The 24,417-nt window shown below is 70.8% G+C and carries 19 protein-coding genes; 11 read left to right on the forward strand and 8 right to left on the reverse strand.

Annotated elements, in window-relative coordinates; translation table 11 throughout:
- Positions 1-74 precede the first annotated feature (74 nt).
- Entirely contained in the window at positions 75-2,819 is a 2,745-nt protein-coding gene (locus KBX21_RS04640; protein ID WP_210841073.1) for a vitamin B12-dependent ribonucleotide reductase, read from the forward strand.
- Positions 2,820-2,937: 118 nt separating this feature from the next.
- On the forward strand, positions 2,938-3,366 hold the full coding sequence (locus KBX21_RS04645) for a CBS domain-containing protein (protein WP_049565779.1): 429 nt from the start codon (positions 2,938-2,940) through the stop codon (positions 3,364-3,366).
- Here the strand turns inward: KBX21_RS04645 and KBX21_RS04650 are convergent.
- Positions 3,363-3,668, reverse strand: coding sequence for a hypothetical protein (locus KBX21_RS04650; protein WP_049565776.1), 306 nt, complete (start codon positions 3,666-3,668; stop codon positions 3,363-3,365). The genes KBX21_RS04645 and KBX21_RS04650 overlap by 4 nt on opposite strands.
- Positions 3,669-4,202: 534 nt before the next feature.
- Between KBX21_RS04650 and KBX21_RS04655 the strand changes: the two genes are divergently transcribed.
- Positions 4,203-5,999 carry an SPFH domain-containing protein gene (locus tag KBX21_RS04655; protein WP_210841074.1) on the forward strand — a complete coding sequence of 599 codons (1,797 nt, stop codon included), beginning with the start codon at positions 4,203-4,205 and terminating at the stop codon, positions 5,997-5,999.
- Positions 6,000-7,469: an SPFH domain-containing protein gene (locus KBX21_RS04660; protein ID WP_049565771.1), complete on the forward strand. Its 1,470-nt coding sequence runs from the start codon at positions 6,000-6,002 to the stop codon at positions 7,467-7,469.
- 111 nt (positions 7,470-7,580) lie between these two features.
- On the opposite strand, the gene KBX21_RS04665 is transcribed toward KBX21_RS04660, so the two are convergent.
- From KBX21_RS04665 to KBX21_RS04675, 3 genes are all read right to left on the reverse strand, one after another.
- Positions 7,581-7,787 (reverse strand): hypothetical protein, encoded by a 207-nt coding sequence (locus KBX21_RS04665; RefSeq protein ID WP_049565769.1) that lies wholly within the window; start codon positions 7,785-7,787, stop codon positions 7,581-7,583.
- Between the two features lie 167 nt (positions 7,788-7,954).
- A complete protein-coding gene (locus KBX21_RS04670) occupies positions 7,955-8,611 on the reverse strand; it encodes a hypothetical protein (protein ID WP_049565766.1) in 657 nt (218 codons plus the stop codon).
- Positions 8,612-8,685: 74 nt separating this feature from the next.
- Positions 8,686-9,312, reverse strand: coding sequence for a DoxX family protein (locus tag KBX21_RS04675; protein ID WP_210841075.1), 627 nt, complete (start codon positions 9,310-9,312; stop codon positions 8,686-8,688).
- A 431-nt stretch (positions 9,313-9,743) separates the two neighbouring features.
- Here KBX21_RS04675 and KBX21_RS04680 point away from each other — a divergent pair, with 431 nt between their 5' ends.
- The 4 genes from KBX21_RS04680 to KBX21_RS04695 all read left to right on the forward strand — a co-directional run bounded on the left by KBX21_RS04680 (position 9,744) and on the right by KBX21_RS04695 (position 14,788).
- Positions 9,744-10,463, forward strand: coding sequence for a ribonuclease HII (locus tag KBX21_RS04680; RefSeq protein ID WP_210841076.1), 720 nt, complete (start codon positions 9,744-9,746; stop codon positions 10,461-10,463).
- A 202-nt stretch (positions 10,464-10,665) separates the two neighbouring features.
- A complete protein-coding gene (locus KBX21_RS04685; protein ID WP_049578865.1) occupies positions 10,666-13,182 on the forward strand; it encodes an AAA family ATPase in 2,517 nt (838 codons plus the stop codon).
- Positions 13,183-13,217: 35 nt separating this feature from the next.
- The gene (locus tag KBX21_RS04690; RefSeq protein WP_049578867.1) at positions 13,218-13,949 is read left to right on the forward strand and encodes a nucleotidyltransferase family protein; all 732 of its coding nucleotides are present in this window, start codon (positions 13,218-13,220) and stop codon (positions 13,947-13,949) included.
- A gap of 41 nt (positions 13,950-13,990) precedes the next feature.
- Positions 13,991-14,788 (forward strand): tyrosine-protein phosphatase, encoded by a 798-nt coding sequence (locus KBX21_RS04695; protein WP_210841233.1) that lies wholly within the window; start codon positions 13,991-13,993, stop codon positions 14,786-14,788.
- A gap of 174 nt (positions 14,789-14,962) precedes the next feature.
- Here KBX21_RS04695 and KBX21_RS04700 read toward each other — a convergent pair whose 3' ends face one another.
- Positions 14,963-16,579 (reverse strand): hypothetical protein, encoded by a 1,617-nt coding sequence (locus KBX21_RS04700; protein WP_210841234.1) that lies wholly within the window; start codon positions 16,577-16,579, stop codon positions 14,963-14,965.
- Positions 16,580-16,797: 218 nt separating this feature from the next.
- Positions 16,798-17,082, reverse strand: coding sequence for a three-helix bundle dimerization domain-containing protein (locus KBX21_RS04705; protein WP_049578871.1), 285 nt, complete (start codon positions 17,080-17,082; stop codon positions 16,798-16,800).
- 580 nt (positions 17,083-17,662) lie between these two features.
- Between KBX21_RS04705 and KBX21_RS04710 the strand changes: the two genes are divergently transcribed.
- Positions 17,663-19,720: a SpoIIE family protein phosphatase gene (locus KBX21_RS04710; RefSeq protein ID WP_199776672.1), complete on the forward strand. Its 2,058-nt coding sequence runs from the start codon at positions 17,663-17,665 to the stop codon at positions 19,718-19,720.
- A 196-nt stretch (positions 19,721-19,916) separates the two neighbouring features.
- Positions 19,917-21,584, forward strand: a complete 1,668-nt coding sequence (locus tag KBX21_RS04715) for an RNA polymerase sigma factor (RefSeq protein WP_199776673.1) — start codon at positions 19,917-19,919, stop codon at positions 21,582-21,584.
- 329 nt (positions 21,585-21,913) lie between these two features.
- Here KBX21_RS04715 and yaaA read toward each other — a convergent pair whose 3' ends face one another.
- Positions 21,914-22,708: a peroxide stress protein YaaA gene (yaaA, locus tag KBX21_RS04720; protein WP_049578875.1), complete on the reverse strand. Its 795-nt coding sequence runs from the start codon at positions 22,706-22,708 to the stop codon at positions 21,914-21,916.
- A 105-nt stretch (positions 22,709-22,813) separates the two neighbouring features.
- Here yaaA and KBX21_RS04725 point away from each other — a divergent pair, with 105 nt between their 5' ends.
- Entirely contained in the window at positions 22,814-23,506 is a 693-nt protein-coding gene (locus tag KBX21_RS04725; protein WP_210841077.1) for a GNAT family N-acetyltransferase, read from the forward strand.
- A gap of 299 nt (positions 23,507-23,805) precedes the next feature.
- Here the strand turns inward: KBX21_RS04725 and KBX21_RS04730 are convergent, their stop codons facing one another.
- The gene (locus KBX21_RS04730; protein WP_026129396.1) at positions 23,806-24,030 is read right to left on the reverse strand and encodes a hypothetical protein; all 225 of its coding nucleotides are present in this window, start codon (positions 24,028-24,030) and stop codon (positions 23,806-23,808) included.
- Positions 24,031-24,417 lie beyond the last annotated feature (387 nt).

The following is a 24,417-nucleotide window of genomic DNA, read 5'->3' on the forward strand; positions in this document are numbered from 1 at the left end:
ACCACCCCGAACACACATGAACGTCCGCGCGGTCACCGCCGGGTCCGCGCATGACCTTCGGGGGAGAGGTCGCCATGACGCGAAGGACGAACGGCACGACCAGGCGCCGGGGCAAGGGCCTGACGATCGGCCGGGTCAACACCACCGAGGGCGTCCATCCGTACGACACCCTCGAATGGGAACTCCGCGACGTCGTCATGACCAACTGGCGCGACGGCACCGTCAACTTCGAGCAGCACGGCGTCGAGTTCCCCGTCACCTGGTCGGTGAACGCCACCCAGATCGTGACGAGCAAGTACTTCCGGGGGGCCGTCGGCACTCCCGAGCGCGAGTCGAGCCTCAGACAGCTCATCGACCGCGTCGTCGGCGTCTACACCAGAACCGGCCGCGAACACGGCTACTTCGCCTCGGACCAGGACGCCGAGGTCTTCGACCACGAACTCAAGTACGCCCTGGCCCACCAGCTCTTCAGCTTCAACTCCCCGGTCTGGTTCAACGTCGGCACCACCTCCAGGGCCCAGGTCTCCGCGTGCTTCATCCTCTCCGTGGAGGACACCATGGAGTCGATCCTGGAGTGGTACAAGGAGGAGGGGCTGATCTTCAAGGGCGGCTCCGGCGCGGGGGTGAACCTGTCGCGCATCCGCTCCAGCAGGGAGCTGCTGTCCTCCGGGGGCTCCGCCTCGGGGCCGGTCTCCTTCATGCGCGGCGCCGACGCCTCCGCCGGGACCATCAAGTCCGGCGGCGCCACCCGCCGGGCGGCCAAGATGGTGGTGCTCGACGTGGACCACCCCGACATCGAGGAGTTCGTCGGGGCCAAGGCGCGCGAGGAGCACAAGATCCGCGCGCTCCGGGACGCGGGCTTCGACGTCGACCTGGGCGGCGACGACATGTTCAGCGTCCAGTACCAGAACGCCAACAACTCCGTCCGCGTGTCCGACGCGTTCATGCGCGCGGTGGAGACCGGCTCCGGGTTCGGCCTGACCTCCCGCACCACGGGCGAGGTCATCGCCACCGTCGACGCCAAGGAGCTCTTCCACCGCATGGCCGCCGCCGCGTGGGAGTGCGCGGACCCGGGCATCCAGTACGACGGCACCATCCAGGACTGGCACACCAACCCCGAGACCGGCCGCATCAGCGCGAGCAACCCCTGCAGTGAGTACCTCAGTCTGGACGACTCGTCCTGCAACCTGGCCTCGATCAACCTGCTGAAGTTCCTACGCGAGGACGACACGTTCGACGTCGAGGGGTTCACCCGGCTCACCGAACTCGTGATCACCGCGATGGACATCTCCATCACCTTCGCGGACTTCCCCACGGAGAGGATCGGCGAGACGACACGGGCCTACCGGCAGCTGGGGATCGGGTACGCCAACCTCGGCGCGCTGCTGATGGCCACCGGCCACGCCTATGACTCCGAGGGCGGACGGGCCGTGGCCGCCGCCGTCACCTCGCTGATGACCGCGGCCGCCTACCGCCGAAGCGCCGAACTGGCCGGTGTGGTCGGCCCCTACGACGGATTCGAGCGCAACCAGAGCGCTCACGAACGCGTGATGCGCAAGCACGCGGCCGCCAACGACGACCTGCGCACCATCGGCGCACTGGAGGAGCCCGTCCACGCGGCCGCCACCAAGGAGTGGGAGCGGTGCCTGGAGGTCGGTGAACGCGACGGTTGGCGCAACGCCCAAGCCAGCCTTCTCGCGCCCACCGGGACGATCGGGTTCATGATGGACTGCGACACGACCGGGATCGAACCTGACTTCTCGCTGGTCAAGTACAAGAAGCTGGTCGGCGGCGGATCCATGCGGATCGTGAACCAGGCGATCCCCCGGGCGCTGCGGAACCTGGGTTACCAGGACGAGCAGATCGAGCCGATCGTCGACCACGTGGCCGAGCACGGGCACGTGGTGGACGCCCCCGGGCTCCGACGGGAGCACTACGAGTTGTTCGACTGCGCCATGGGGCGCCGGTACATCGAGCCCATGGGGCACGTGCGCATGATGGCCGCGACCCAGCCGTTCCTGTCCGGGGCGATCTCCAAGACGGTGAACGTGCCCGAGGGAGCCACGGTCGCCGACTTCGAGGGGATCTACTACGAGGGCTGGCGCCTGGGGCTCAAGGCCCTGGCGGTCTACCGGGACAACTGCAAGGTGGGCCAGCCGTTGTCCGCCTCCGGTGCGGAGGCGGAGGACGTGTCGAAGCCGGTGCGGCGGCGGCTGCCCAAGAAGCGGCCGAGCGAGACCACCTCGTTCTCCGTGGGCGGCGCCGAGGGGTACATCACCGCGGGTTCCTACCCGGACAGCGGCCTCGGCGAGGTGTTCCTGAAGCTCGGCAAGCAGGGCTCCACTTTGGCGGGGGTGATGGACGCCTTCTCCATCGCGGTCTCCATCGCCCTCCAGTACGGGGTTCCGCTGGAGACCTACGTGGAGAAGTTCACCAACATGCGCTTCGACCCGGCGGGCATGACGGACGACCCCGACATCCGTATGGCGCAGTCGGTGGTGGACTACATCTTCCGCCGCCTGGCCCTGGACCACCTGCCCTACGAGGAGCGGACCGCGCTCGGAGTGCTGTCCGCCTCGGAGCGTGAGGCCCAGGTCCACGGGGAGGACCCGTCCCAGGCGGCCGTGCAGGTGGAGTCGTACGCGCAGTCCGCCGCCTCCGCCGAGGCCCCGGCGCGGGAGGAGCGCCCCGAACGGCTGGCTCCCGACGAGGGGTTCATGGCCGACGCCCCGCTGTGCACCACCTGCGGGACCAGGATGCGCCCCGCGGGCAGCTGCTTCGCCTGTGAGGGCTGTGGCGCCACCAGCGGCTGCAGCTGACACTCGAGGGGGCGGGTTCCCGAGGGAGCCCGCCCCGGGTGGTCCACACCTTTGGTTGGCGGGGCGGGGATCGGGTACCCCTTCGGCACCCGGCGACGGCCAGTGGAAGGTGGTTCCCATGCTGATAGCCGCGATCCTGCGGGCGAAGGGCCCGGAGGTGGTGAGCGTCGCCCCCGAGGCGACCGTCGCCCGACTGCTCACCGAACTCGCCCGTCACAACGTCGGTGCCGTCGTGGTCGCCGAGAACGACACCCTTGTCGGGATCGTCTCCGAGCGCGACGTGGTCCGACACCTGGAGCGCCGGGGGCCGGAGCTGATGTCCGCCCCCGTCTCCGACATCATGACCTCCGACGTCGTCACCTGCACCCCCGACGACACCGTCGAGGAGGTCAGTGAACACATGACCGTGCGCCGGTTCCGGCACGTCCCCGTGACCGCGGAGGGACGCCTGGCCGGGATCGTCAGTATCGGCGACCTCGTCAAGAGCCGTCTACGGGGTCTGGAGGACGACCGGGCCCAGCTGGAGGCCTACATCCACGGCCGTTAGGCCTCGGAACGGTCGCCGGAGGCCACGGCCACGGCGGCGGTCGCGGCGGTCACCCCCAGGACGGCGGGCCACGAGCCGACCTTCTTCGCCAGCGGGTGCGACAGGCCGAAGGCGGCCACGTACACGCCGGTCAGCGCGATGGCGGTGCCCAGGCCGGAGTTTCGGCGGGTGGTCTCGAAGGCCGCCGCGCCGAATCCGGCCAGGACCGCGCCTCCCAGGGGCCGGTTTCCGGTGGCGCGCGCCACCGAGTAGCCGCCGATCAGACCGGCGGTGGTCAGGACGGCACTGGGTACTGCGAGCATGGAGAACTCCCTGTTCGGTGCGATTCGGTCACGACGAGGCCGGGGCGGGGTTGTGGCTCCTTCCGACCCACCCGTCGCCCTCCACCACCCTCAACGGACGCCTGCGGCGGCGCGGTGGCCTCGCGTCACCACCAGGCTGCCTCTCACCGCACCGACGAAGCTCGCACCGCCAACCCCGGGCGGGCCCCGCTGCGCGGCTCCGCGGAGCCTGCGTGGCGGTGCACGGCAGGGAAACGGCCGCTCGCATCGATGGCGGCTCCGCAGCCACCGGCGAGAGCATTCGAAAAACCACCCTAGCCCCGCCCCCGGGGCCGCGCCATGTGGCACGCGTTGGCTGCCGCGGATCACCATGCGGCTGATTCCGCGTCACGCTCGGGACACACCCATGGGTTTCGGCTGGCCCTCGTGCCAAGCTGGAGGCTGACCACTACCGGTTTGTCCTGAAACGAACCCGCCCCGACCTGGAACCAGGTCGCGGTACGCGACGTCGAAGCCGATAGTTCCCGACGTTCCGTCACAAGGAAGTGCATGCCTATGTCGTTCGCGCAAACGGTGCGCGGCGCGGCCGGCGCCGTCGCCCAAGGGGGCGACCCGCGCCAGGCCATGACCGACGCAGTCCAACAGGCCGCGGGCCAGATGACCGGGCAGGACTCCGGTCAGCGGTCCGGGCAGAGTACGGAGGGCGGTCTCGATCCCCGTGACTTCGTCGCGGCGAGGGAGCAGGGCGCCTCCGTCGACACCCGGATCGAGCAGAAGACCACCTCGCTGAGCAACGCTGGCGAGGCCCTCAACCGCAGCTACTACGAGCGCGGCCGGGGCGGTCCGGTCCATGTCATCTGCCCGATGGTCATCCCCCGGGGACGCACCTTCGTGACGATGCTCCCGGCCATCGCCCTGCTCGTCATCGGTGTCGTCGGGTTCTCGACCTCCGCCGCCACGGCCATGGTCAGCGGCGCCAACCCGCTGCTCAACCCCTTCTTCGGCGTCCACTACTGGCTCGTCACCATCGCCGTCACCGCCTTCATGTGGTGGCGCCAGGGCATGGTCATGGTGCCGGAGGGCTGCCAGGCCATCGTGACGCGCTTCGGCAAGATGGAGAACCTCTACCAGCCGGGCAGGGTCACCCTGTTCAACCCCTGGAAGCGCGTCTCCTACATCGTCAACACCACGCGCGAGTACCCGTTCAACGCCCCGATCCGCTCGGCCCCCACCAAGAGCGGCGTACAGGCCTCGGTCGACCTCTTCGTGCAGTTCAAGATCGAGAACGCCACCGACTTCGTCTACACGCTGGGTGGTGTCCCCGGCTTCCAGGAGAAGCTCAACAACGCCATCAGCGAGACCACCCGCAGCCTCATCTACGAGCAGGAGGCCTCGGCGATCTACGACATGGTCGGCGAGAGCACCCAGGCGCTCCTGGACTCCCTGAACCGCCAGTTCGGCGGCATCGTCGTCCTGACCAGCGCCAACATCACGCATGCCGAGCCCTCCAGCCAGGAGTACCGGATGGACCTGGCGGCGCCGGAGATGGTGCGCGTGGCCAAGGACGCGTACACGTTCGAGTACGAGCTCCAGCTGCGCAAGGAGCAGAACGAGGGCGACCTGAACAAGGAGCTCGCCACCCTCAACGAGACGCTCTCCGCGATCCAGGCCGACATCGCCCAGTACCAGGCGCAGATGGACACCGCCCTGGAGCGCGAGACCAACCGGGCCCGCGCCACCGCCCGGCAGCGCTTCGTGGAGGCCGAGTCCGAGGCCAACGCGAACGCCGCGCTCCTCCAGGCCCAGGCCCTGGACATCCGCGCGGTCAGCGCCGCAGAGGCCCCCGAGATCCTCAACTACCGGTTCCGGGAGAACCTCCTCGACAAGCTGGAGTCGGTCGCCGACAGCCTCCCGCAGGTGCTGCGGATCGGTTCGGGCGACGGAGCCAGCGTCGACTACCTGCGGATCGCGCAGGAGATCATCGGCCAGACCGACGCCGCCCTGTTCTCGGACGAGGACATGGCCGCGATCCGTGAGCGTCTGGGCGCGATCAACGCCCGTATCGCCGAGCGCCAGCAGGAGATCAGCGCGCTCGTCGAGGACGAGGCGGACGAGCGCCGCGGTCCCTCCGCGGAGGACCCGGGCGAGGACCTGGTGGAGGAGATCCGCCAGTCGGTGAGCGACGATTCCGTCGACGAGCGCATCTCCGAGGCCGCCCCGGAGCCGTCCGCCGGTCAGGCCCCGGTCGACTCCCCGCCGCCCTCCGGCGCCCCGTTCCAGAACCCGCAGGACCCGCCGGCGCCCCCGTGGTCGCAGGGCGGATCCGAGGGCCAGTACCCGGGAGGTCAGTAGATGAGTGAGTCCTTCAACCCCGGCGGCGGCTCCAACATCAAGGAGTCCCTGGCCTCGTGGGGCGACCTCGCCGGTCTCCTGCGCGGCGGCGACCAGGGCGCGATCGTTCCCGTGGTCATACCGCGCGACAACCGGGGCCTGCGCTGGACCATCCTGGTCTGGTTCGGCCTGTTCGCGATCAGCTCCGCCCTGATGATGTCGCTGAACGTCGCCTTCGGCAGCGGTGTGGCCGGTCTCGCCTACGGCGCCCTGGCCGTGCCGACCCTGTTCGTCGGCGTGCTCAGCGTGCTTGCGGCGGGACTGTGGTGGTGGCGCGGCTCGATCGTCGAGATCGAGGAGGGCACCACCGGCATCCTCACCAAGTACGGCGCCTTCGCCAAGAGCATCGGCCCGGGCCGCCACTACCTGTGGCACCCGTGGTCGCGCGTGGACTTCGTGGTGGACACCCGCACGGAGATCCCGTACACGGCCCCCGTGCTGGCCTGCCCCACGCGGGAGAACGTGCCGCTGAAGTCGATCGAGTTCTTCCTGAAGTTCCGGATCGAGGAGCCGTACCGGTTCGTCACCTCGATCGGCGCGAGCAACTTCGACCTGGTGCTGTCCAGCGCGGTGCAGGACGCCATCCGCCAGCGCAGCCGCATGGTCAACACCGAGTCCGCCTACGACCTGCGCGGCTCCAACGTCGAGGACATGCGCAGCCTGCTCAACACGCAGCTGCACAAGTACGGCGTGACCATCACGGGCTGCAACATCCCGGACGTGCAGCTGCCCAGCCAGTACCAGCAGCACCTGGCCACCCGGGAGCGGGTCGCCAAGGAGCTGGTGGCCTACGAGCAGGAGTGGGAGCTCACGCGCAAGCGCCGCATCGACACCCTGCTCATGGACATCGAGCGCTCCAAGAAGACCCGCGACGCCAAGATCGTCGAGGTCAACGCCTCCCTCAACAAGGCGCGCAAGGACGTGGCGCAGATGCTGGAGGAGCAGGAGACCGAGGCCCAGCGGGTGCGGTACGAGATCGAGACGCGCGGCCGGGCCGACCTGGTCGCCGCCGAGAACGAGGCCAAGGCGCAGCACCGTCTGGCCACGGCCTACCGGGACAACCGGGCGGTGCTGGAGTACGAGCTGGCCCGCCGCCGCCTGGACGTCGGCGCGGCGCTGGCCGAGCGGGCCCCGCGGCCGGTCGTCGTCCAGACCGAGGGTGGCTCCGGTGACGGCTCGGCGCTGTCCACGCTGATCACGGCCCAGTTGCTGCCGCAGGTGCTCAACAACGGTGGCGGGTCCTCCCGCTCCCTGGGCGCCTCCGCCGCGCAGGACGCCCTCGACGGCGTGCAGGGTTCGGTGGCCGCTGCCGCCGCCCGTCAGCAGCAGATGTCCGAGGAGTACCAGAGCCAGCAGGACACCGCCATGCGTCAGCAGTTCGAGCGCGGTGAGGGCTACGGAGGTGGTCAGGGAGGCCGTCGGGGACGCTGACCCCCGCCGGAGACGGCACGGAACGCGGCGGAACGTGAAGGGGCCCCGCCACCCTCCTGGAATCCAGGAAGGGTGGCGGGGCCCTCGCTTGTGTACCGGGGGAGTGCGGGCTCAGCTCGCCGGGGTCAGCGCCTGGTGGGAGGTCAGGCCCGCGTACCCGGCGATGTCGATTCCGTGCCGTGCGGCGATCTCCACGAGGTCCTCGACCTCCCCGGCCTGGGCGGTGGCCAGGTCGTCGTCGCCGACGGCGTGGGCGCGGCGCAGCGCGGTGAGGGAGTCGTGCAGGCGCAGGTGAAGGGTGAGCGCGAACTCGCGCATGGGTCCTCTTCTCGGATAGCGAGACTGCCGTGGGGGAGAACCGTGAGGGTGTCTCCCGGGGGACGAACCCATGTCTACACGTCGAGGGTGAGAGTCAGGTTGGAGCGGGACAGCGCCGAGTAAAGAGGTGGTCGGGGGGCCGTCCGCTCCGGCGGACGGCCAGCCCCCTAGTGGTCCACCCAGACGTACCAGTCACCGGAGACGTGCTCGTAGATCCGCGAGCCCTGGCCGGGAACGAAGACCCCCACCGGGATCTCCTCGGTGCTGTGAGCCAGTCCTGCGGGGTTGAGGAGCCCGGCCTTCTCCACCTCGTAGTGGGTGACGTCGCCGGTCACCGACACACTCCGCAGCGCGTACAGGCCGGTCCACTCCCCGTTGCGGGGGATGGTCGTGGGGTCGGCCACCTCGTCGCGCAGTTCGAGGAGCTGTTCGGAGGAGGCCTGCACACGAGTCTGGAGCGGCACGTCGGCGACGGCCAGGCTCAGCGCCACGAACGCGATGAGCGGGGCGGAGATCCAGCGCAGCCAGTAGTGGCGGATCATCGGTCGGGCGACCGCGAGCGCGATCCCCAGACGGAGCGCGCCCATACCGGCCAGGAGGAGGCCGCCGCCGAGTCCGACGACGAAGGTGGGCAGGTGCCCGGCGGGCATGCTGTCCTCGAAGAGCAGGACGAGTCCGACCACCGCGCACGCGGGGATGTAGAGGCGACCGGGCGGACGGGAGGCCCAGCTGATCAGTCGCTGGCCCAGCGTCGGCTTCTCGGCGATCTCGATCAGCTTGGCCACGGACCCGTCAGGGTTCGGGCCCGAAGCTGAGGCGGACATGGCGATCCTTCCATCGAATCCGGGTCACGGCGACGCGGGCCCGATGGGCGGCCGAGGGGCTCGAACGGGCCGCGTCACAGTCGATTCGGCCTACGCGGTGCGGCCTGTTCCACAGGATAGAGCAGTGGCGGCGCGTGTTCGGGGCGACGGGGCGAAAAGGCGGAGGCTTTCCCGCGCGCGATGGACGGGGTTCGGCGTCGGACCTGGTGGGAGACCCGGGAGCGGGGTGAGAGGACCAGGTGGTCCCACGACCACCGTCCACCGCCGACCGCCATGAGTACGCACACCGCCGTGACCAGCGCCGTCGCTCCCCAGGAGCCGAACGGGGAGGGGCCAGCGGCCGTCGCCGCGAAAGTCCCGGCGACGGCGGCCAGGGCCAGGAGCGGGCCGGTCAGCCATGTGAGCAGACCCACGGCGAAGGCCACCGCGAGGGCGACGAGCACCGCGGGGAGTACGGGAGCGACCAATGAGGCGGCGGGTGTCCCGGCTCCGGAGAGGCGTTCGGCGACCACGTCCTCCCCACCGCGCAGGGCCAGGCCGTACTCCGCGAACACCCAGCCCACACCCACGCGGGTGCCGGCCGCGATGACGTCGTAGAGGCGGCCGCGCAGGAACGGTGGTGCGGTCCGGCGCTTCGGAGCTGGGCGGGCAGGGAGGCGCGGTGGGGGTTCGGGCCGTGTTCTCGGCCTGGTCTGCTGCATGTCCATTCCTCCCGGGCGGCCCGGCACGGCGGTTCCAACAAGCGGAAACTACCGAAAGTCACGGCCCATGACTGCTTGTCACTCTCGGTGAGTCGCACAAAACCCACGGGATTGGCGGTCCCCTGCCGCTGGGAGCCCTGGCCCCGCTACTGAACGGCCTGCCCGTCGCCGTGTTCCGGGCCGCGTTCGCGGATGAACCACGCCGTCGACCCCGAACCCCCTTGGGCGGGCCGCCGCTCTTGGGCTGGCCCCGCCCCCCAGAAGACCGGGTTCGCCCTCGGCAGCGCGCTCCCGGCGCTCGTCGGACGGCCCGCCTTCCTGACGTTCTCCCGCGCCCACCACCGCCGCCGCCCTGGTGGATCTCCCCGCGCCCGTTCCGTTCCTCGGCCGAACCGGCCCGGAAGGTCACCCACCCGCTCTAGGGTTGTGGCGTGCCGACGACGACTCCCCAGAAGAACAGCGCCTCCCCCCAGAGCGAACCGATCCCCGCTCCCACCTTCGAGGTCGAGGACGAACTCCGAGCCTCGGGTGCGCGGGTCGTGGCCGGTGTCGACGAGGTGGGCCGAGGTGCCTGGGCCGGGCCCCTCCTGGTCTGCGCCGCCGTCCCCGGAGAGGGCCAGCCCCCGGCCGGACTCACCGACTCCAAACGCCTGACCCCGAAGCGGCGCCGTGAGCTCGCCGCCCAGATCGAACCCTGGGTCGCCGACCACGCCTTCGGGTGGTCCGAGGCGACCGAGATCGACGAGGTCGGCATGACCGAGGCCCTGCACCGGGCCGCCCGCCGCGCCCTGGAGGCACTGGAACCCCGCCCCGACGCGGTGATCCTGGACGGCCGCCACGACTTCATCGGTCGACCCTGGCGCGTGCGCACCCAGGTCAAGGGCGACCTCACCTGCGTGAGCGTGGCCGCCGCCGCCATCCTGGCCAAGGTGCGGCGCGACGCCCTCATGGCCGAGCTCGCCGAGGAACACCCCGGCTACGGCTTCGAAAGGGCGGCGGGCTACCCCTCGCCCGTGCACCGCGCGAACCTCGCCGAGCACGGACCCACTCCGCAGCACCGCATGAGCTGGTCCTACCTCGACGACCTGCCCCGATGGAGCCACCTGCGCCGGGTCCGCGCCGCTCCCGGAGGCCAGATCCCGCTGCTCTGATCCGTGCCGGGGCGGCCCGCGACACGCCGCCCCGCACTGGACATCCGGCCCCACTTGGGGCAAGGCTGTTCCCTGGGCCGTGCCCGCTGAGCACGGCCCAGGCAAGACGACCCGGCTCACGACCGGATCGCGGGTGTCGGCCCCTCCGACCCGGCCCGCCCCCCGGCCGCCCACGCGACCCCCACGCAGGAAGGGGCTACGGATGACGCGCCAGACGCGCTCCACCGCCGCCGCGCAGCCCAACCGCGCCTCGGGACTGGACCGCGTGCGCGCCGTCTACCACCGGGTGCCCCTCGGACGGCGCCTGGTGGCGGCCCTGGTCGTGCTCACGGTGGTCGCCGTCGTGGCCCTCGTCCTGAGCCTGCCCGTACTCAACGTCCTGTTCGGCACCCTGCTGGCGCTCGTGGCGTTCTCCGCACTGATGCGCTCCCTCGACGCCTTCCTCACCGTGGTGGTCTCGGTGGTCTGGCTGGCCATGGCCGTGCCCCTCTTCCAGATCCCACTCAGGGGCGAACCCGTCACCCTGCTCGTCCTGCCGCTGCCCCTCCTGGTGGTGCTCGCGGCGGGCCGCGCCCGCGAGTTTCCCGCCTGGCACACCGCCCTGCTCTCGCTCACCGCCGGGCTTGTCGCCGGGTTCTCCGTGGCGCTGTTCGGCATGATCGTCGAGCCCTTCCCGGCCGGTGCGGGAATCGCGGCGCTCTACGCCGCGGCCGGTGCCTGCGTGCTGTGGCGGCTGGTCGCCTCGGGGCAGGTGGCCAAGGAGAGCCGTGAGAACGACGAGAAGCGGCGCAACAGCACCTCGAGATCCGGGCCGGGCCCACGGGACGCCCAGGCACCCCCGGACTCCTCCGGGAGGACGGACCGGAACGCGGCCCCCGGCGGGTCCCACGGACGGACGGTCCAGGGGCTGCGCGGCCGGGGCTCGGACGCACCGCACCGGGGCTCCGCCGCCGACAACGGCGCCGACGGCGAGGAGGAACCCGTCCCCGTGGACGTGGCCCTGGCCGAACTGGAGGACATGATCGGCCTCGACCCGGTCAAACAGCAGGTCCGGGGGATCGCCGCCTCCATCGAGGCCGCCCGACTGCGCGCCGACGCCGGGCTCTCCGTGGAACGCCCCCTGCGCCACCTGGTCTTCTCCGGTCCGCCCGGCACCGGCAAGACCAGCGTCGCCCGCACCCTCGCCACGATCTTCCACTCCTTCGGCCTCCTGCCCAGCTCCCGGGTGGTGGAGGCTCAGCGTGCCGACCTCGTCGGCGAGTACCTCGGCGCCACCGCCATCAAGACGAACGAGCTCATCGACAGCGCCCTGGGCGGAGTGCTGTTCGTCGACGAGGCCTACTCGCTGGTCAACGAGGGCGACGGCCAGGCCGACCGGTTCGGCAACGAGGCCGTCCAGACCCTGCTCAAGCGCGCCGAGGACGACCGCGACCAGCTGGTCGTCATCCTGGCCGGGTACGAGAAGGAGATGGACGCCTTCCTGGCCACCAACCCCGGCCTGGCGTCCAGGTTCGCCACCCGCATCAGCTTCCCCAGCTACTCCGCGGCCGAACTGTTCCGCATCGCCGAGACCCTCGTGGCCCAGCGCGGCGACCTCCTGGACCCCGAGGCCGCCCGCACGCTGCGGCGGCGGTTCGACCAGACCGTGCAGCGCGAGGCCGTCGACGAACTGGGCAACGGCCGCTTCGCCCGCTCCGTCGTGGAGAAGGCCTCCCAGGCTCGCGACGTCCGCGTGGTCACCTCGGGCACCAACGGCGACGAACCGGCGCTGCGCCCGACCGCGGACGCCCTGGTCACCGTGCACGCGGTGGACGTCGAGTCGGCCTACTCCGAGCTCACCTCGCGCCTTCCGGGCTTCGGGGAGTCCCCCGGCCTGGAGGAGGCGATGGCCGAACTCGACGGCATGATCGGCCTGGAGCCGGTCAAGGAACAGGTGCGCTCGCTGGTCGCCCAGCTGCGCGTGGCGCGCCTGCGCGAGGAGCAGGGACTGCCGCACCAGCCACCCATGCGGCACTTCGTCTTCACCGGGCCCCCGGGCACCGGCAAGACCACCGTCGCGCGCGTGCTCGGCCGGGTCTTCTCCGCCCTGGGCATGCTGGGCCGCTCCGAGGTGGTGGAGGCCCAGCGCGCCGACCTGGTCGGCGAGCACCTGGGCGCGACCGCCGTCAAGACCAACCGCCTGGTGGACCGGGCCCTGGGCGGGGTGCTGTTCATCGACGAGGCCTACTCGCTGGTCAACCCCGGCTACAGCGGCGGCGACGCCTTCGGGGCCGAGGCCATCCAGACCCTGCTCAAGCGGGCCGAGGACGACCGCGACCGGCTCGCGGTGGTCCTGGCGGGCTACACCGACGAGATGGAGCGGTTCCTGGCTTCCAACGCCGGGCTGTCCTCCCGGTTCAACGTGCGCGTCCGGTTCCCGTCCTACAGCCCGGACGAGCTGTCCGAGATCGCGGACACCGTGGCGGCGCGTACCGGAGACGCCTTCGACGACACGGCGCGCGAGGACCTGCACAGCATCTTCACCCACGTGTGCGGGACCGGGTGGATCGACGAACTGGGCAACGGGCGCTTCGCGCGTTCGCTCTACGAACGCGCCTGTTCCCACCGTGACCTGCGGGTCTCCCAGGAAGTGGGGGAGTCGGCCACCGCCGCCGAACTGACCGTGGTCACCAGCGAGGACGTGCGCAGGGCCTACTCCGACGCGACCCAGCAGAGCTAGGGTTCCCAGACCCCCCTCCTGCTACTGTCCAGTACATGACCGCTGCACCCACATCCTCCGAGTCCCCCGTCAGGCAGGCGCTGATCCTCGCTGGAGGACAGGCCACCCGGTTGCGGCCCTACACCGACACCCGACCCAAGGCGATGGTGGAGGTGGCCGGACGGCCCATCATCGACTACCAGCTGGAGTGGCTGGCCTCGCACGGCGTCGAGCAGGTCGTCGTCTCCTGCGGCTACAAGGCCGAGGTCCTGCGCGAACACCTGGAGAACCGGCGGGGCGGCCCCGAGATCACCCTGCTGGTCGAGGACGAGCCGCTGGGCAGGGGCGGAGCCCTGCGCTACGCGGCCACCGGGCTCCGCGACCCCGAGGCCCCCTACTTCGCCCTCAACGGCGACGTGCTCACCTGGTTCCCCCTGGATGAGCTCACCGGGCGCCACCGGGCCAGGGGCGGCCTGGCCACCCTGGCACTGGCCCAGTTCCGCACCACCTGGGGCATCGTTGACGTCGACGGCGACGACCGCATCGAGGGCTTCACCCAGAGCCCGCTCCTGCCGGTGTGGATCAACGCGGGCGTCTACCTGTTCGAGCCGGGCCTGACCCCGCTGCTGCCGACCAGGGGCGACCACGAGTCCTCGACCTTCCCCGACCTGGCCAAGGAGGGGAAGCTGACGGCGTACCGGATCGAGGGCTTCTGGCGCGGTGTGGACACCGCCAAGGACGTCAAGGAGGCGGGCGCCGAGATCGAGGCCATGCGGTCCACGGGCTGACTGTCCCACCCCGGAACCGAGTGGTGACGGGCACCGGGGCGGTGGGTATCGTCTGCCTCGTGACGAATGACGGATTCCTCCTCCCCAGTGCCCCCAACTTCCGTGACCTCGGCGGCCACCGCACGAAGGACGGCCGCACCCTGCGCGGCGGTCTCCTCTACCGTTCCGACGCCCTGCACACCATCGCCGAACAGGACCTGCCCGCGTACCAGGGGTTCGGCATCCGCCAGCTGATCGACCTGCGAACCCACCACGAGCGCGACCGCCTCCCCGACGTGGTCCCCGAGGGCGCCGAGTACGCGGCCGTGGGCGTCCAGGACGCCGATGCGGCGGGGGCCAACTTCGTCGAGCTGCTCGCCGACCCCGAACAGGCCAGGGCCATGTTCGGGGACGGAGCGGCCGAGCGGTTCATGCTCGAGGTGTACCGCGCCCTGGTCTCCGACACCGAGGCCCTCGACGGCTACCGCGACCTGGTCGAACGCGCCGCCAAGGGGCCGACCGCGCTGGTCTTCCACTGCAGCGCGGGCAAGGACCGCACCGGCTGGGGCGCGGCGCTGCTGCTCACCCTCCTCGGCGTCGACCGCGCGGCGGTCACCGAGGACTTCCTGGTCAGCAACGAACGCCAGGCCAACACCGACCACTGGATGCGCCAGCTGTCCAAGGACAGTCAGCTCCCGTGGGAGGACGTGGAGCCCATGACCCGCGTCCGGGCCGCTTACCTGGACACCGCCTTCGCGCACATCGACGAACTGTACGGTTCCTTCGACGACTACGTGGCCGACGGCCTGAAGCTCTCCGCCGGAACCGTGGAGGCCCTCAGGACCCGGATGCTCGACTGACCCTCGGAGTGCTTCACACGGGACGCGAGCCAGCCCCCTGACCGGGAGGGCAGGGCTCGCGGCCGGTGTCCGGCGGGGCCACCCGTCCTCGCTGGCGGGGAGCGCTCGGGAGAACGGGGGACCCGGCGGCCGATCGGGGCATCCCGGCCTCTGCGGGTGCGGGACCGCCCGGCGCTACAGCGCGTCCAGTCTTCGGCGGAGGTCGCTCTCACTGGTGGCGCTGGACAGCTCCTCGGAGAGAGCCGCCAGCACCGTCGGGCGGTCCTGGCCCCGGTCGAGCATCCGGCGGGCCGCCGCCCACAGGTTGGCGGGGCGGCCGTCCCAGAGCCTCTTGGCGAGGCGTTCGTGGCGGTCCAGCTCGCGCTCCCGCTCGGGGTCGAGACCGGTGACCGGGCGGTACCAGCGGTCCTGCCCGGTGGAGTGGTGACGTCCGCTGTGCGGGGTGGCGGCCTCGTACTCGCCGTAGTGGTCCAGCCTCAGCAGGGCCCGGCGGCCCCTGGAGGTGTCCGGGGCGAACTCCTCCTCCGGGGCGCCGGTGACGATCTCGCTGGCCAGCAGGGGGAACGCGAACATCCGCCGGGCCAGGGACGCGAAGTCGCCGTCCGGGAGCAGCCGCCGGACCGCCTCCTGGCGCAGGCCCAGGGGACGGGCCGGGTCGCGGTAGGTCGACGCGAAGGCCGAGATGGTCTCCCACACGGCGTCCAGCGTGGCGCCCACGGCCACCTCCGGGAGCTGGGAGCGGGCACCCGCCCAGCGCACCCAGGCGGCGAGGACGTGCGGCATCGCCTCCTGCTCCTCGGGCAGCAGCACCACCCGACCGGGCAGCCAGTGCAGCAGGAACGACTCCACCTTGCGGGGGCTCACCCGCAGCGGTCGGCCCGAGTCCACGTCGCAGCCGTGCGCGATGATGTGGTCCACGCACCGGCTCGCCGCATAGGAGTCCGAGAGTTCGGCCGCCTGGTCCGAGGCGAGGAAGCGCGCGGCCAGCACCGCGCGCCGGTCGCGCCGCCACACGGGGACCGGCGAGGCCGCCACCCCCTCGGGCGGGAGGGGGAGCCGCTGCACCCGGGAGGCGGCAAGCGCGAAGTGCGAGGCCAGAGAACCCCCGGTGAGGTCTGCGGCGGAGATCCCCACCGGTTCCACGGTCGGTCCCGTGGAGGGGTCGGCGGCGGCACCCGTCACCACCCGTTCGGTGCGTTCCAGCGCACGTGAGAGCAGGGACCGTGCCTCGCTCAGCTCCAGCCGCTCGAACCGGGCGAGGTCGTCGTTCCGGGCGCGCTCGCGGCACTGCTCCAGCAGCAACTCCACCTTGGTGGTGACCCAGGCGTCGCGCAGCAGGCCGCCGCTGTTGTGGTCCAGGACCAGGATGAGCGCGTGTTCGGACGGCATCGCGCCGTCGCTGCCGGGGGCGTCCCTGCTGAACACGCACACGACGTCGTCGGTGTCGCCGAACCGGTCGCCGTTGACGTACGCGGCCACGGGGGAGACCGCGCCCAGCTGGGCGGCCCAGGCCGGGGCCTGGAGCCCCCGCTCGCGCAGGGCGATCATCCCCTGTTCGGCCAGTTCCCGTTGTGAGGGGGAGGTGCCCAGCGCGGTGACCGCCGCCAGCACGCCGAGACCGGCCGGTTTGCCGGAGGCGGTGGCGTGCGTGATCAGCCCCTCTCCGAGCAGCCGCTCCACGTCGACCCCGGGCAGCCGTTCACCCCACCAGGAGCCCAGGAGCGCGCTGAAGGCCAGTTCCGCGTCGAGCGGGTGCCGCATGGCGAGCAGGGCTCTGGCCGCGCGCAGCATCTCCTCGAAGGCGGCGGCGGGTACGTCGGGGCCTGTGGGTGTGGGCGAAGGGGATGGCACGAACTGAAGCGTATGCCAGCGGGAAGCGGGTCCGCTCCCGCTTGTGGACAACCGGTCCGCGAGGAGCCGGTCACTGACCCGTGACCGTCCGGTGCCGGGCGGCGCGACAGCCGGGCGCGGTTCCCAAGGGGTCCGTGCCCGGCTGTCGTGCCACCGGGTCAGCGCGGTTCGGGTACCGCGCGGTGGCCGGTGAGCAGGGTGGTCCCCGCGCGGCGGACGGTCTTGCGGACCGTGGAGGGCGGCACCGAGTTCACCATGGCCTCCAGGTGCTCACGGGCGACACGCTCGACGAGGTCTGGTGTGACCGTGATGCCCAGGTGCTCGATGCAGTGCCAGGTATCGCTGACACAGCGTTCCACGCAGCGGGGGGACAGCCCGCTGAACTCGTCGTGGAGCCGTGCCGAGATCTGTCTGAGATCCTGGACCGGGAAGGTCTGGAGCATTCTCGCTCACACCCCTAGCTGATGATGGGTCTGGACGGTGACCTCCACCTATTCCACTTGTTCTGGCCGGACAGTCAACCCTCGTCGCGGCACACTGTTGATAAAACCTGGGGGAGGTCCCGTTTACCCGGACGCCTCAGTCGCCGCAGGTCATCAGGGAGAAATGGACTTTTCGGACATATAACGTTCCCGTTTCGAAGGGTTCGGCGCAAACCCGGCCTCCTCGTGAGGCATCGTGAATTATGGGAATACACGCCCGCAAAACCCCCGGTGGGCTGTGCCGAAGCGACACCGTGGCCTAACATTTACCTTCCCTGTCCACGGCGGGTCCCCCACACCGGTGGCCGTTGCGAGTCAGCGGGTGTGTCTTATGCTTGAGCCGTGACAGCGGCCGAGAGGAGTCATGGAGCGTGACTCCTGGGAGCCGCGGAGCCCCCCGACCGGAATCGGCGCCGCGCACCCAGCGCCAGCGCGCCACCGTGAACGGGTGGCGGGCACGGTGCACAGGGGACCACGCGGTCCAGAAAGCCCCCATCGAAACCCGGCTGGGGAATCCGACGGTTCCGGAGGTGTCGAGCAGTTGAGCGCCGAGACGTCCATTCCCCCACCCAGGATCAGCGCGGCGGAACTGCCGGACGCGGTGAAGTCCCTCCTCACCGACGCACCCATCGGTTTCGCGCTCCTGGGCCCCGACGACGTCTTCGTGTCGATCAACGCCCGCATGGCCGCCGTCCTCGGCAGCACCCCCGACCGCTGCCTGGGACGCACCCCCGCCGAAGCCGGGGAACAGGCCGGTGAACCCGCCGGGGCCACCGGCCTCAGCGCCTCCGTCGCGAAGGTCCGCGACACCGGACGCTCCGTGCGCGGCCGCCATCGGACCACCTCGGGCCAGACCTGGGACCTCACCTGGTTCCCGGTCAACGACCCCTCCGACGGCGCGCGCCACATCGCCCTCATCGCCGCCCGTGACCACGAGGACGGTCCCGTCCACCGCGAGGAGGAGCGCCTGCGCGCCCTGCTCCAGGCGGGCAACCAGATCATCTGGTCGGCCGGGGCGGGCGGCGACGTCCGCGAGGACTGCCCCCAGTGGCGGGCCATCACCGGCCAGGACCTGGACGCCTACCTCGGCCGGGGCTGGCTGGACGCGGTGCACCCCGACGACCGCCCCGGTGTCGAGCGCGCCTGGGACGACGCCGTCTTGGACGTCACCCCCTTCGACGCCATGTTCCGCGTGCGCACCCGCGCGGGCGGGCACGTCCACTACAGGGCGCGCGCGAACCCGATCATGGACGGCGCCGCGACCGCCGAGTGGGTCGGCACCCTGGTGGACATCACCAACGAGCGCGAGGCGGACGAACTCCGCCAGCGCCTCAACCAGCAGCTCAGCGAGGCGGCCATGCGCACCGCCCGCCTCCAGAAGGCCACCTCGGACCTGGCCGAGGCGCTCACCGCCGACGAGGTCGTCCAGGCCATGTCCGAGATCGGCCGCTCCGGCGTGGGCGCCGACCACACCTCCGTCGCCCTGTTCGACCGGGACCGGCTGCGCCTGCGCATACTCTCCGCAGACGGCTGCGTCGGCCTGCCCGAACGCGGCTTCTCCCTGGACTACCCGGACGTCGCGGCCCGAGCCGTGGCCTCCCGCGCGCCGCGCCTCGCGGCCAGCCCCGCTGATCTGCGCGAGCTCATGGAGCACGCCCCCGAGGTCGAGGAACTGCTGGAGCACACCAGGGAGCGCGCCTGGGTGGCGCTGCCCATGATGGCCGCCGGCCGACCCATCGGCGCGCTGCGCTTCTCTTTCAGGGCCCAGCGCGACGTCACCGACGAGGAGCGCGTCTTCCTGGAGGCGCTCGCGGGACAGTGCGCCCTGGCCATCGGCCGGGCCATCGTCTACGAACGCGAACACGGGACCGCCGAGGAGCTCCAGCGCAGCCTCCTGCCCGAGGAACTTCCCGTGGTGGCGGGCGTGCGCCTGGCCGCCTACTACCGGTCGGGCTCACAGCACGTGCAGGTGGGCGGCGACTGGTACGACGCCTTCCCCCTGGCCGACGGCCGGGTCGCCGGGGTCCTCGGTGACGTCATGGGCAAGGGCATCCAGGCCGCCGCCGGAATGAGCCGGATCCGCAACGCGCTGCGCGCCCTGGCCTTCTCCATGCCCGAACCGGCCGACGTGTTGACCGGGCTGGACCGCATGTTCACGGCCACAGAGGGAATGGATCAGGTGACAACCCTGGTCTACTTCGTTCTGGACCCGGTCACCGGACAACTCGACCTCAGTAACGCGGGGCACCTCCCGCCGCTCGTGGTCGCCGGGAACGCCGGGCCCTCACTGCTCGACACCGAGCCCGACACACCGCTCGGCGTCAGCTCTCCGAGGGGGCATCACAAATTCTTCGTACAACCCGGTAACACTGTCGCCCTCTACTCCGATGGACTGGTTGAGAACCGCAGACGATCCGTCGACGCCGGTCTGGACGAGCTCGTCAGGGTCGCGTCGAGGGCGCGTCCCGAGGTGGTGGGCGATCCACAGCAGATGCTGGAGTACCTTGTTGAGAGAATGCTCGATGGGTATGAGCAGGACGATGACGTCACTCTGCTCGCCGTTCAGCTTCCGGTGATCGATTCCGCGTCGGAGCGGTAGACCGTACGAACAAGTCCATTGCCTTGCCTACAGTGAAGAAGCCGCCGCGCCCCGCGATGCGGAGGTGACCACGGCTTCCCCGCCCAGTGGGGACGATCCCAGGCCGCAGGTGGGAGAGGGTGCAGTGCCCGGTCCCGGCCAAACCGGACCACCGGGTCCGATCAATTCTCGCCACACGTCCGTTCGAGAGGTGTTTGTGTCATCTGCCAGTTCGACTCGCTCGAAGCAGTCCGAGTCACTGCAAGAGCCCGTCATTCAGCAGCTGATCGAGCGTGGGCGGTCCCAGGGCTTTCTTGAGCCCGAGGACGTGCGCCGTGCCTTCGAAGAGGCCGAAATCCCGATGTCGCAGGCGCAGTCCGTGCTCCGCAGCCTCGCCAAGGAGGGCGTGACCGTACTCGTTCCCGAGTCGGCCTCCTCGCGGCGCAAGACCACGCGGCGCAAGTCGGCGGCTCCTCGGTCCAGCACCACCACCCGCTCGACCACCACCACGAGCCGGGCCGCCAAGCCCGCCCGTGCGGCGGCCGCCCAGGACCAGCCGGAGACGGTCACCGCCGTCGTCGACTCCTCCGAGGGCTCCACCGCGAAGAAGGCCCCGGCCAAGAAGGCGGCGACCGCGAAGAAGGCGGCCGCCCCCAAGAAGGCCACGGCCAAGAAGCCCGCCGCCAAGGCCGCCCCGGCCAAGAAGGCGACGGCGACCAAGAAGTCCACGAAGAAGGACCTCGAACTCGCCTCGGGCTCCGGTGACTTCGCCGAGGAGGCCCTGGACGACGACCTCGAGCACACCGGCGCCGAGCTGGAGCTGGTCGAGGACACGGCCGAGCAGGAGAAGGAGACCAAGCCCGCCAAGCCCGAGACCGTCGGCGCGCCCGTCAAGCCGAGCAAGGACGACGACTCCTTCGTCCTGTACGACGATGACGACGACGCCCCCGCTGCCCAGGTGGTCGCGGCCGGTGCCACCGCGGACCCGGTCAAGGACTACCTGAAGCAGATCGGTAAGGTCCCGCTCCTCAACGCGGAGCAGGAGGTCGAGCTCGCCAAGCGCATCGAGGCCGGTCTGTTCGCGGAGGAGAAGCTCTCCGAGGAGAACGACGTCCTCACCTTCGAGCTCCGCGACGAGCTCGAGTGGATCTCCGAGGACGGCGGCCGCGCCAAGAAGCACCTGCTGGAGGCCAACCTCCGTCTGGTCGTCTCCCTGGCCAAGCGCTACACCGGTCGCGGCATGCTGTTCCTGGACCTGATCCAGGAGGGCAACCTCGGTCTGATCCGCGCGGTGGAGAAGTTCGACTACACCAAGGGCTTCAAGTTCTCCACGTACGCCACGTGGTGGATCCGCCAGGCGATCACCCGCGCGATGGCCGACCAGGCCCGCACCATCCGTATCCCGGTGCACATGGTCGAGGTCATCAACAAGCTGGCCCGTGTCCAGCGCCAGATGCTCCAGGACCTGGGCCGCGAGCCCACCCCGGAGGAGCTGGCCAAGGAACTCGACATGACCCCCGAGAAGGTCGTCGAGGTGCAGAAGTACGGCCGCGAGCCGATCTCCCTGCACACTCCGCTGGGCGAGGACGGCGACAGCGAGTTCGGTGACCTCATCGAGGACTCCGAGGCGATCCAGCCGGGCGAGGCGGTCAGCTTCACCCTGCTCCAGGAGCAGCTGCACTCGGTGCTCGACACCCTGTCCGAGCGCGAGGCCGGCGTCGTCTCCATGCGCTTCGGGCTCACCGACGGTCAGCCGAAGACTTTAGACGAGATCGGCAAGGTCTACGGGGTCACCCGTGAGCGCATCCGGCAGATCGAGAGCAAGACGATGTCGAAGCTCCGTCACCCGTCGCGCTCCCAGGTGCTCCGCGACTACCTGGACTAGTCAGCCGGTCCGGGTGAAGACCCACGCTTCAGGCTGAGAAGCAGAACAGGCGCGCCCTCCCGAGATGATCCGGGAGGGCGCGCCTGGCGTTCGTGCCCCCTGCATGCCCACGGGTGTGGCGACGCCCGCGTGTCCCTCGCATGTCATCAGGCACTCACTGTCCCCGCACGGAGTCCGATCTCCATCCGATGGCCACCATGCTGCCCCACGCGCTGTAGGTGCGGCATAAAAGTGCCCTGAACCGGCCTTCCTGATGGTTCGTCCCTTTTGACCTGCGAGGGAGCCCGGGGCCGACGGTCTCGCGCCCCGCCTCGGGGAGGCTCGGGGGATCAGTCGCGGACGACGACGTCCATCGTGCGCGAGGTGCCCGGTTTCGACGCGGGCGGCAGTTCCACGGTGTGCCCGAGGTCGCGCAGCGCCGTCACCAGTTCCTCCGGACTGTCGGCCTGGACGTTCTCGCTGACCAGTACCCGGGCGATGTCACCCCGGGTGGCCTTGGCCATGTGACTGACCACGGACCGCTTGGTCACGCCGTCGACCTCGCGCTCGCGCAGCACCCGCACCGCGACGGTCCGCTCGGCGGCGGCGCCCGTGGGCCTGAACGCCGCCGCGTAGGCCGCCGACCGGCAGTCCACGAGCAGGCGTCCCTCCGTGAGGTCTCCGAGCGACCCGGTCATGGCCCCGCGCCAGTACGTCCCCAGAGCGCCCAGCGGCGGCAGCTTCACCCCCATGGACAGGCGGTAGGGCGGCAGCTGGTCGGCGGGGCCCACCACGCCCCACAGGCCCGAGAACACCAGGACACGCTCCCGCGCGGCTGCTCCGTGCTCGGCGAGCAGCCCCGGGAGCCCCAGGCGGTCGTAGAGCACACCCGTGTAGAGGTCGGCGGCGCGCAGCGTGGGAGCCGTGGTCAGGTCCAGGTTGCGCTTGAGGGCGTCGGTCTGGGACAGCGACAGGCCCAGGACCTCGCGTGCGGCGTCCTCGGGGCCCGAGCAGAGTTCGGTCAGCGCCGCCACGACCCGCTCCCGGTTCTCGGTCAGCTCCGGCAGGGTCAGTGACCCCGGATCCAGCGGGGGACCCTCGCCGGAGGTGGCCTTGCCCTCGGAGGGCGGGAGCAGGATGAACATGGACTCTCCAGGTCACGGGTGGGGTGGGAACCGTGCCCATGTTAGGGCGTGAACGGCCGGATAGGATGTGCGGCTTCCGACAGCCGGGACAGCGAGGGGACGAACATGCACACGTGGGCCGAACGGGTGTCCAGGGACTGGCCCGCCTTCCGGACGGAGTCGCGCGCGGGCTGGCGGTTCGGCCTCGCGGACGGGTTCACCAAGCGGGCCAACTGCGCCCTGATGGAGGACCCCGGGGCCGATGTCGCGGAGGTCACCCGGTTCTACCGTGCCCACGGACTCCGCCCCTGCGTGCAGGTGTGGCCGGGGGAGGAGCCGATGGACTCCCGCCTGGCCGAACACGGGTACGAGCTGGTGGAGCCCACCCTGGTGCTGGCCAGGGAGCTCCCCGAGCGGCCGGGCGCCCCGGGGCGGACCCTGGTCTCGGACGCACCGACGCCTCGCTGGACGGAACTCTTCGCCGAGACGGGTGTGTCCCCGGACTGGGCCGACGGTGTCCTCCGCATCCTCGACCAGGTGACCACGGCCTACGGGGTCCACGAGGACGGGGACGGTCGGGGCTGCGCGGTGCTGGACGGGGAGTCGGTGGCGGTCTGCGCGATGGTCACCGCCCGTGCGGCCCGCGGGCGCGGTGTGGCGGGGATCATCCTGGCCGACCTGCTCGCCTGGGCGCACGACAGGGGCGCCCGCCGCGCCTACCTCTGCGTGGTGGCCGGGAACGAACCCGCGCTGCGCCTGTACCGGAGGGCGGGGTTCGAAGAGGTCTCGCGCTACCACAACCGGGTCCTCGCGGACTGAGGTGGCGCTCCGGCCTCGCCGGAGGGCCCTAGTCCAGGGGCATCGACCATGGACAGTCCGCCGCTGGGACGAAAGCCGAAAGGGCTTCCGTGGAGCCGCGGGGCCGGGTCGGGCACGTCACTCGCTTCTCGGGTGTCGCACCTTGGAAACCGGCTGAGGCCTGGGTGTCATGGGGCCTGACCTCGAAGAGCGCCCACGAGAACGCGTACGTCACTCACGCCCCGAATGTCACACCCCAGAACGAGGACGGCGGCCCCCGGAATCCGGGGACCGCCGTCGACGTTTCATGGTCGTCGTGGCTAACGCTCTTCCGCGTCCTTGTCGCTCTTGGTGAGCTTGTCCGTCTCGTCCTGGATGTCCGAGGCGATCTTGCGGAGCGAGTCGTCGTGTTTGCGCATGTGGTGCGCGCAGAACAGGAGTTCGCCGCCGGAGTTCAGCAGCACCCGGACGTACGCCTGTGCACCACAGCGGTCGCAGCGGTCAGCAGCCGTCAGCGGCTGAGTGGGGGCAAGGGTTCCAGTCACTTCGCCATCCTCAATACTCGGCGTTAGTCACCTCTGACAACATCTAACCCGACCCAGACGTTCCCAACCGGGTCCCGTGTACGCCGACAGCGGAATCCGCCCGGTTCGTGCCCGTCTGGTACCCAATGGGTCATATTCGTCGGACACGCTTCCTCGTTCTTGTTGTACCCCTGAGGGGGGCCTGGCTATCCCCGGAAAACGGGAGTATCCAGGTCGCATCCACCAGAGGTGGTAGTCTCGCGCGGGCAGGCCCCGTCCGACCCCCATGTCGGCCCGCTCCGACCCGCACACGGGTGCGTGGAGCCCGTCACAGCGGACCCGGCGTCGACGCCGGCAGACCGCACCCGGGGGACACGACCCCGCCCACACACGGCCGTGCCACCGCAA

The organism is Nocardiopsis sp. B62 (genome assembly GCF_018070675.1).
Taxonomy (GTDB): domain Bacteria; phylum Actinomycetota; class Actinomycetes; order Streptosporangiales; family Streptosporangiaceae; genus Nocardiopsis; species Nocardiopsis prasina.

What these genes read in the sequence shown, in the direction of transcription:
- KBX21_RS04690 (WP_049578867.1), top strand. Translation starts at nt 13,218, where the DNA reads ATGACCGCTGCACCCACATCCTCCGAGTCCCCCGTCAGGCAGGCGCTG.
- KBX21_RS04665 (WP_049565769.1), bottom strand. Translation starts at nt 7,787, where the DNA reads ATGCGCGAGTTCGCGCTCACCCTTCACCTGCGCCTGCACGACTCCCTC.
- yaaA (WP_049578875.1), bottom strand. Translation starts at nt 22,708, where the DNA reads ATGTTCATCCTGCTCCCGCCCTCCGAGGGCAAGGCCACCTCCGGCGAG.
- KBX21_RS04700 (WP_210841234.1), bottom strand. Translation starts at nt 16,579, where the DNA reads ATGCTGCGCGCGGCCAGAGCCCTGCTCGCCATGCGGCACCCGCTCGAC.
- KBX21_RS04655 (WP_210841074.1), top strand. Translation starts at nt 4,203, where the DNA reads ATGTCGTTCGCGCAAACGGTGCGCGGCGCGGCCGGCGCCGTCGCCCAA.
- KBX21_RS04675 (WP_210841075.1), bottom strand. Translation starts at nt 9,312, where the DNA reads ATGCAGCAGACCAGGCCGAGAACACGGCCCGAACCCCCACCGCGCCTC.
- KBX21_RS04640 (WP_210841073.1), top strand. Translation starts at nt 75, where the DNA reads ATGACGCGAAGGACGAACGGCACGACCAGGCGCCGGGGCAAGGGCCTG.
- KBX21_RS04645 (WP_049565779.1), top strand. Translation starts at nt 2,938, where the DNA reads ATGCTGATAGCCGCGATCCTGCGGGCGAAGGGCCCGGAGGTGGTGAGC.
- KBX21_RS04670 (WP_049565766.1), bottom strand. Translation starts at nt 8,611, where the DNA reads ATGTCCGCCTCAGCTTCGGGCCCGAACCCTGACGGGTCCGTGGCCAAG.
- KBX21_RS04650 (WP_049565776.1), bottom strand. Translation starts at nt 3,668, where the DNA reads ATGCTCGCAGTACCCAGTGCCGTCCTGACCACCGCCGGTCTGATCGGC.
- KBX21_RS04725 (WP_210841077.1), top strand. Translation starts at nt 22,814, where the DNA reads ATGCACACGTGGGCCGAACGGGTGTCCAGGGACTGGCCCGCCTTCCGG.
- KBX21_RS04685 (WP_049578865.1), top strand. Translation starts at nt 10,666, where the DNA reads ATGACGCGCCAGACGCGCTCCACCGCCGCCGCGCAGCCCAACCGCGCC.
- KBX21_RS04705 (WP_049578871.1), bottom strand. Translation starts at nt 17,082, where the DNA reads ATGCTCCAGACCTTCCCGGTCCAGGATCTCAGACAGATCTCGGCACGG.
- KBX21_RS04660 (WP_049565771.1), top strand. Translation starts at nt 6,000, where the DNA reads ATGAGTGAGTCCTTCAACCCCGGCGGCGGCTCCAACATCAAGGAGTCC.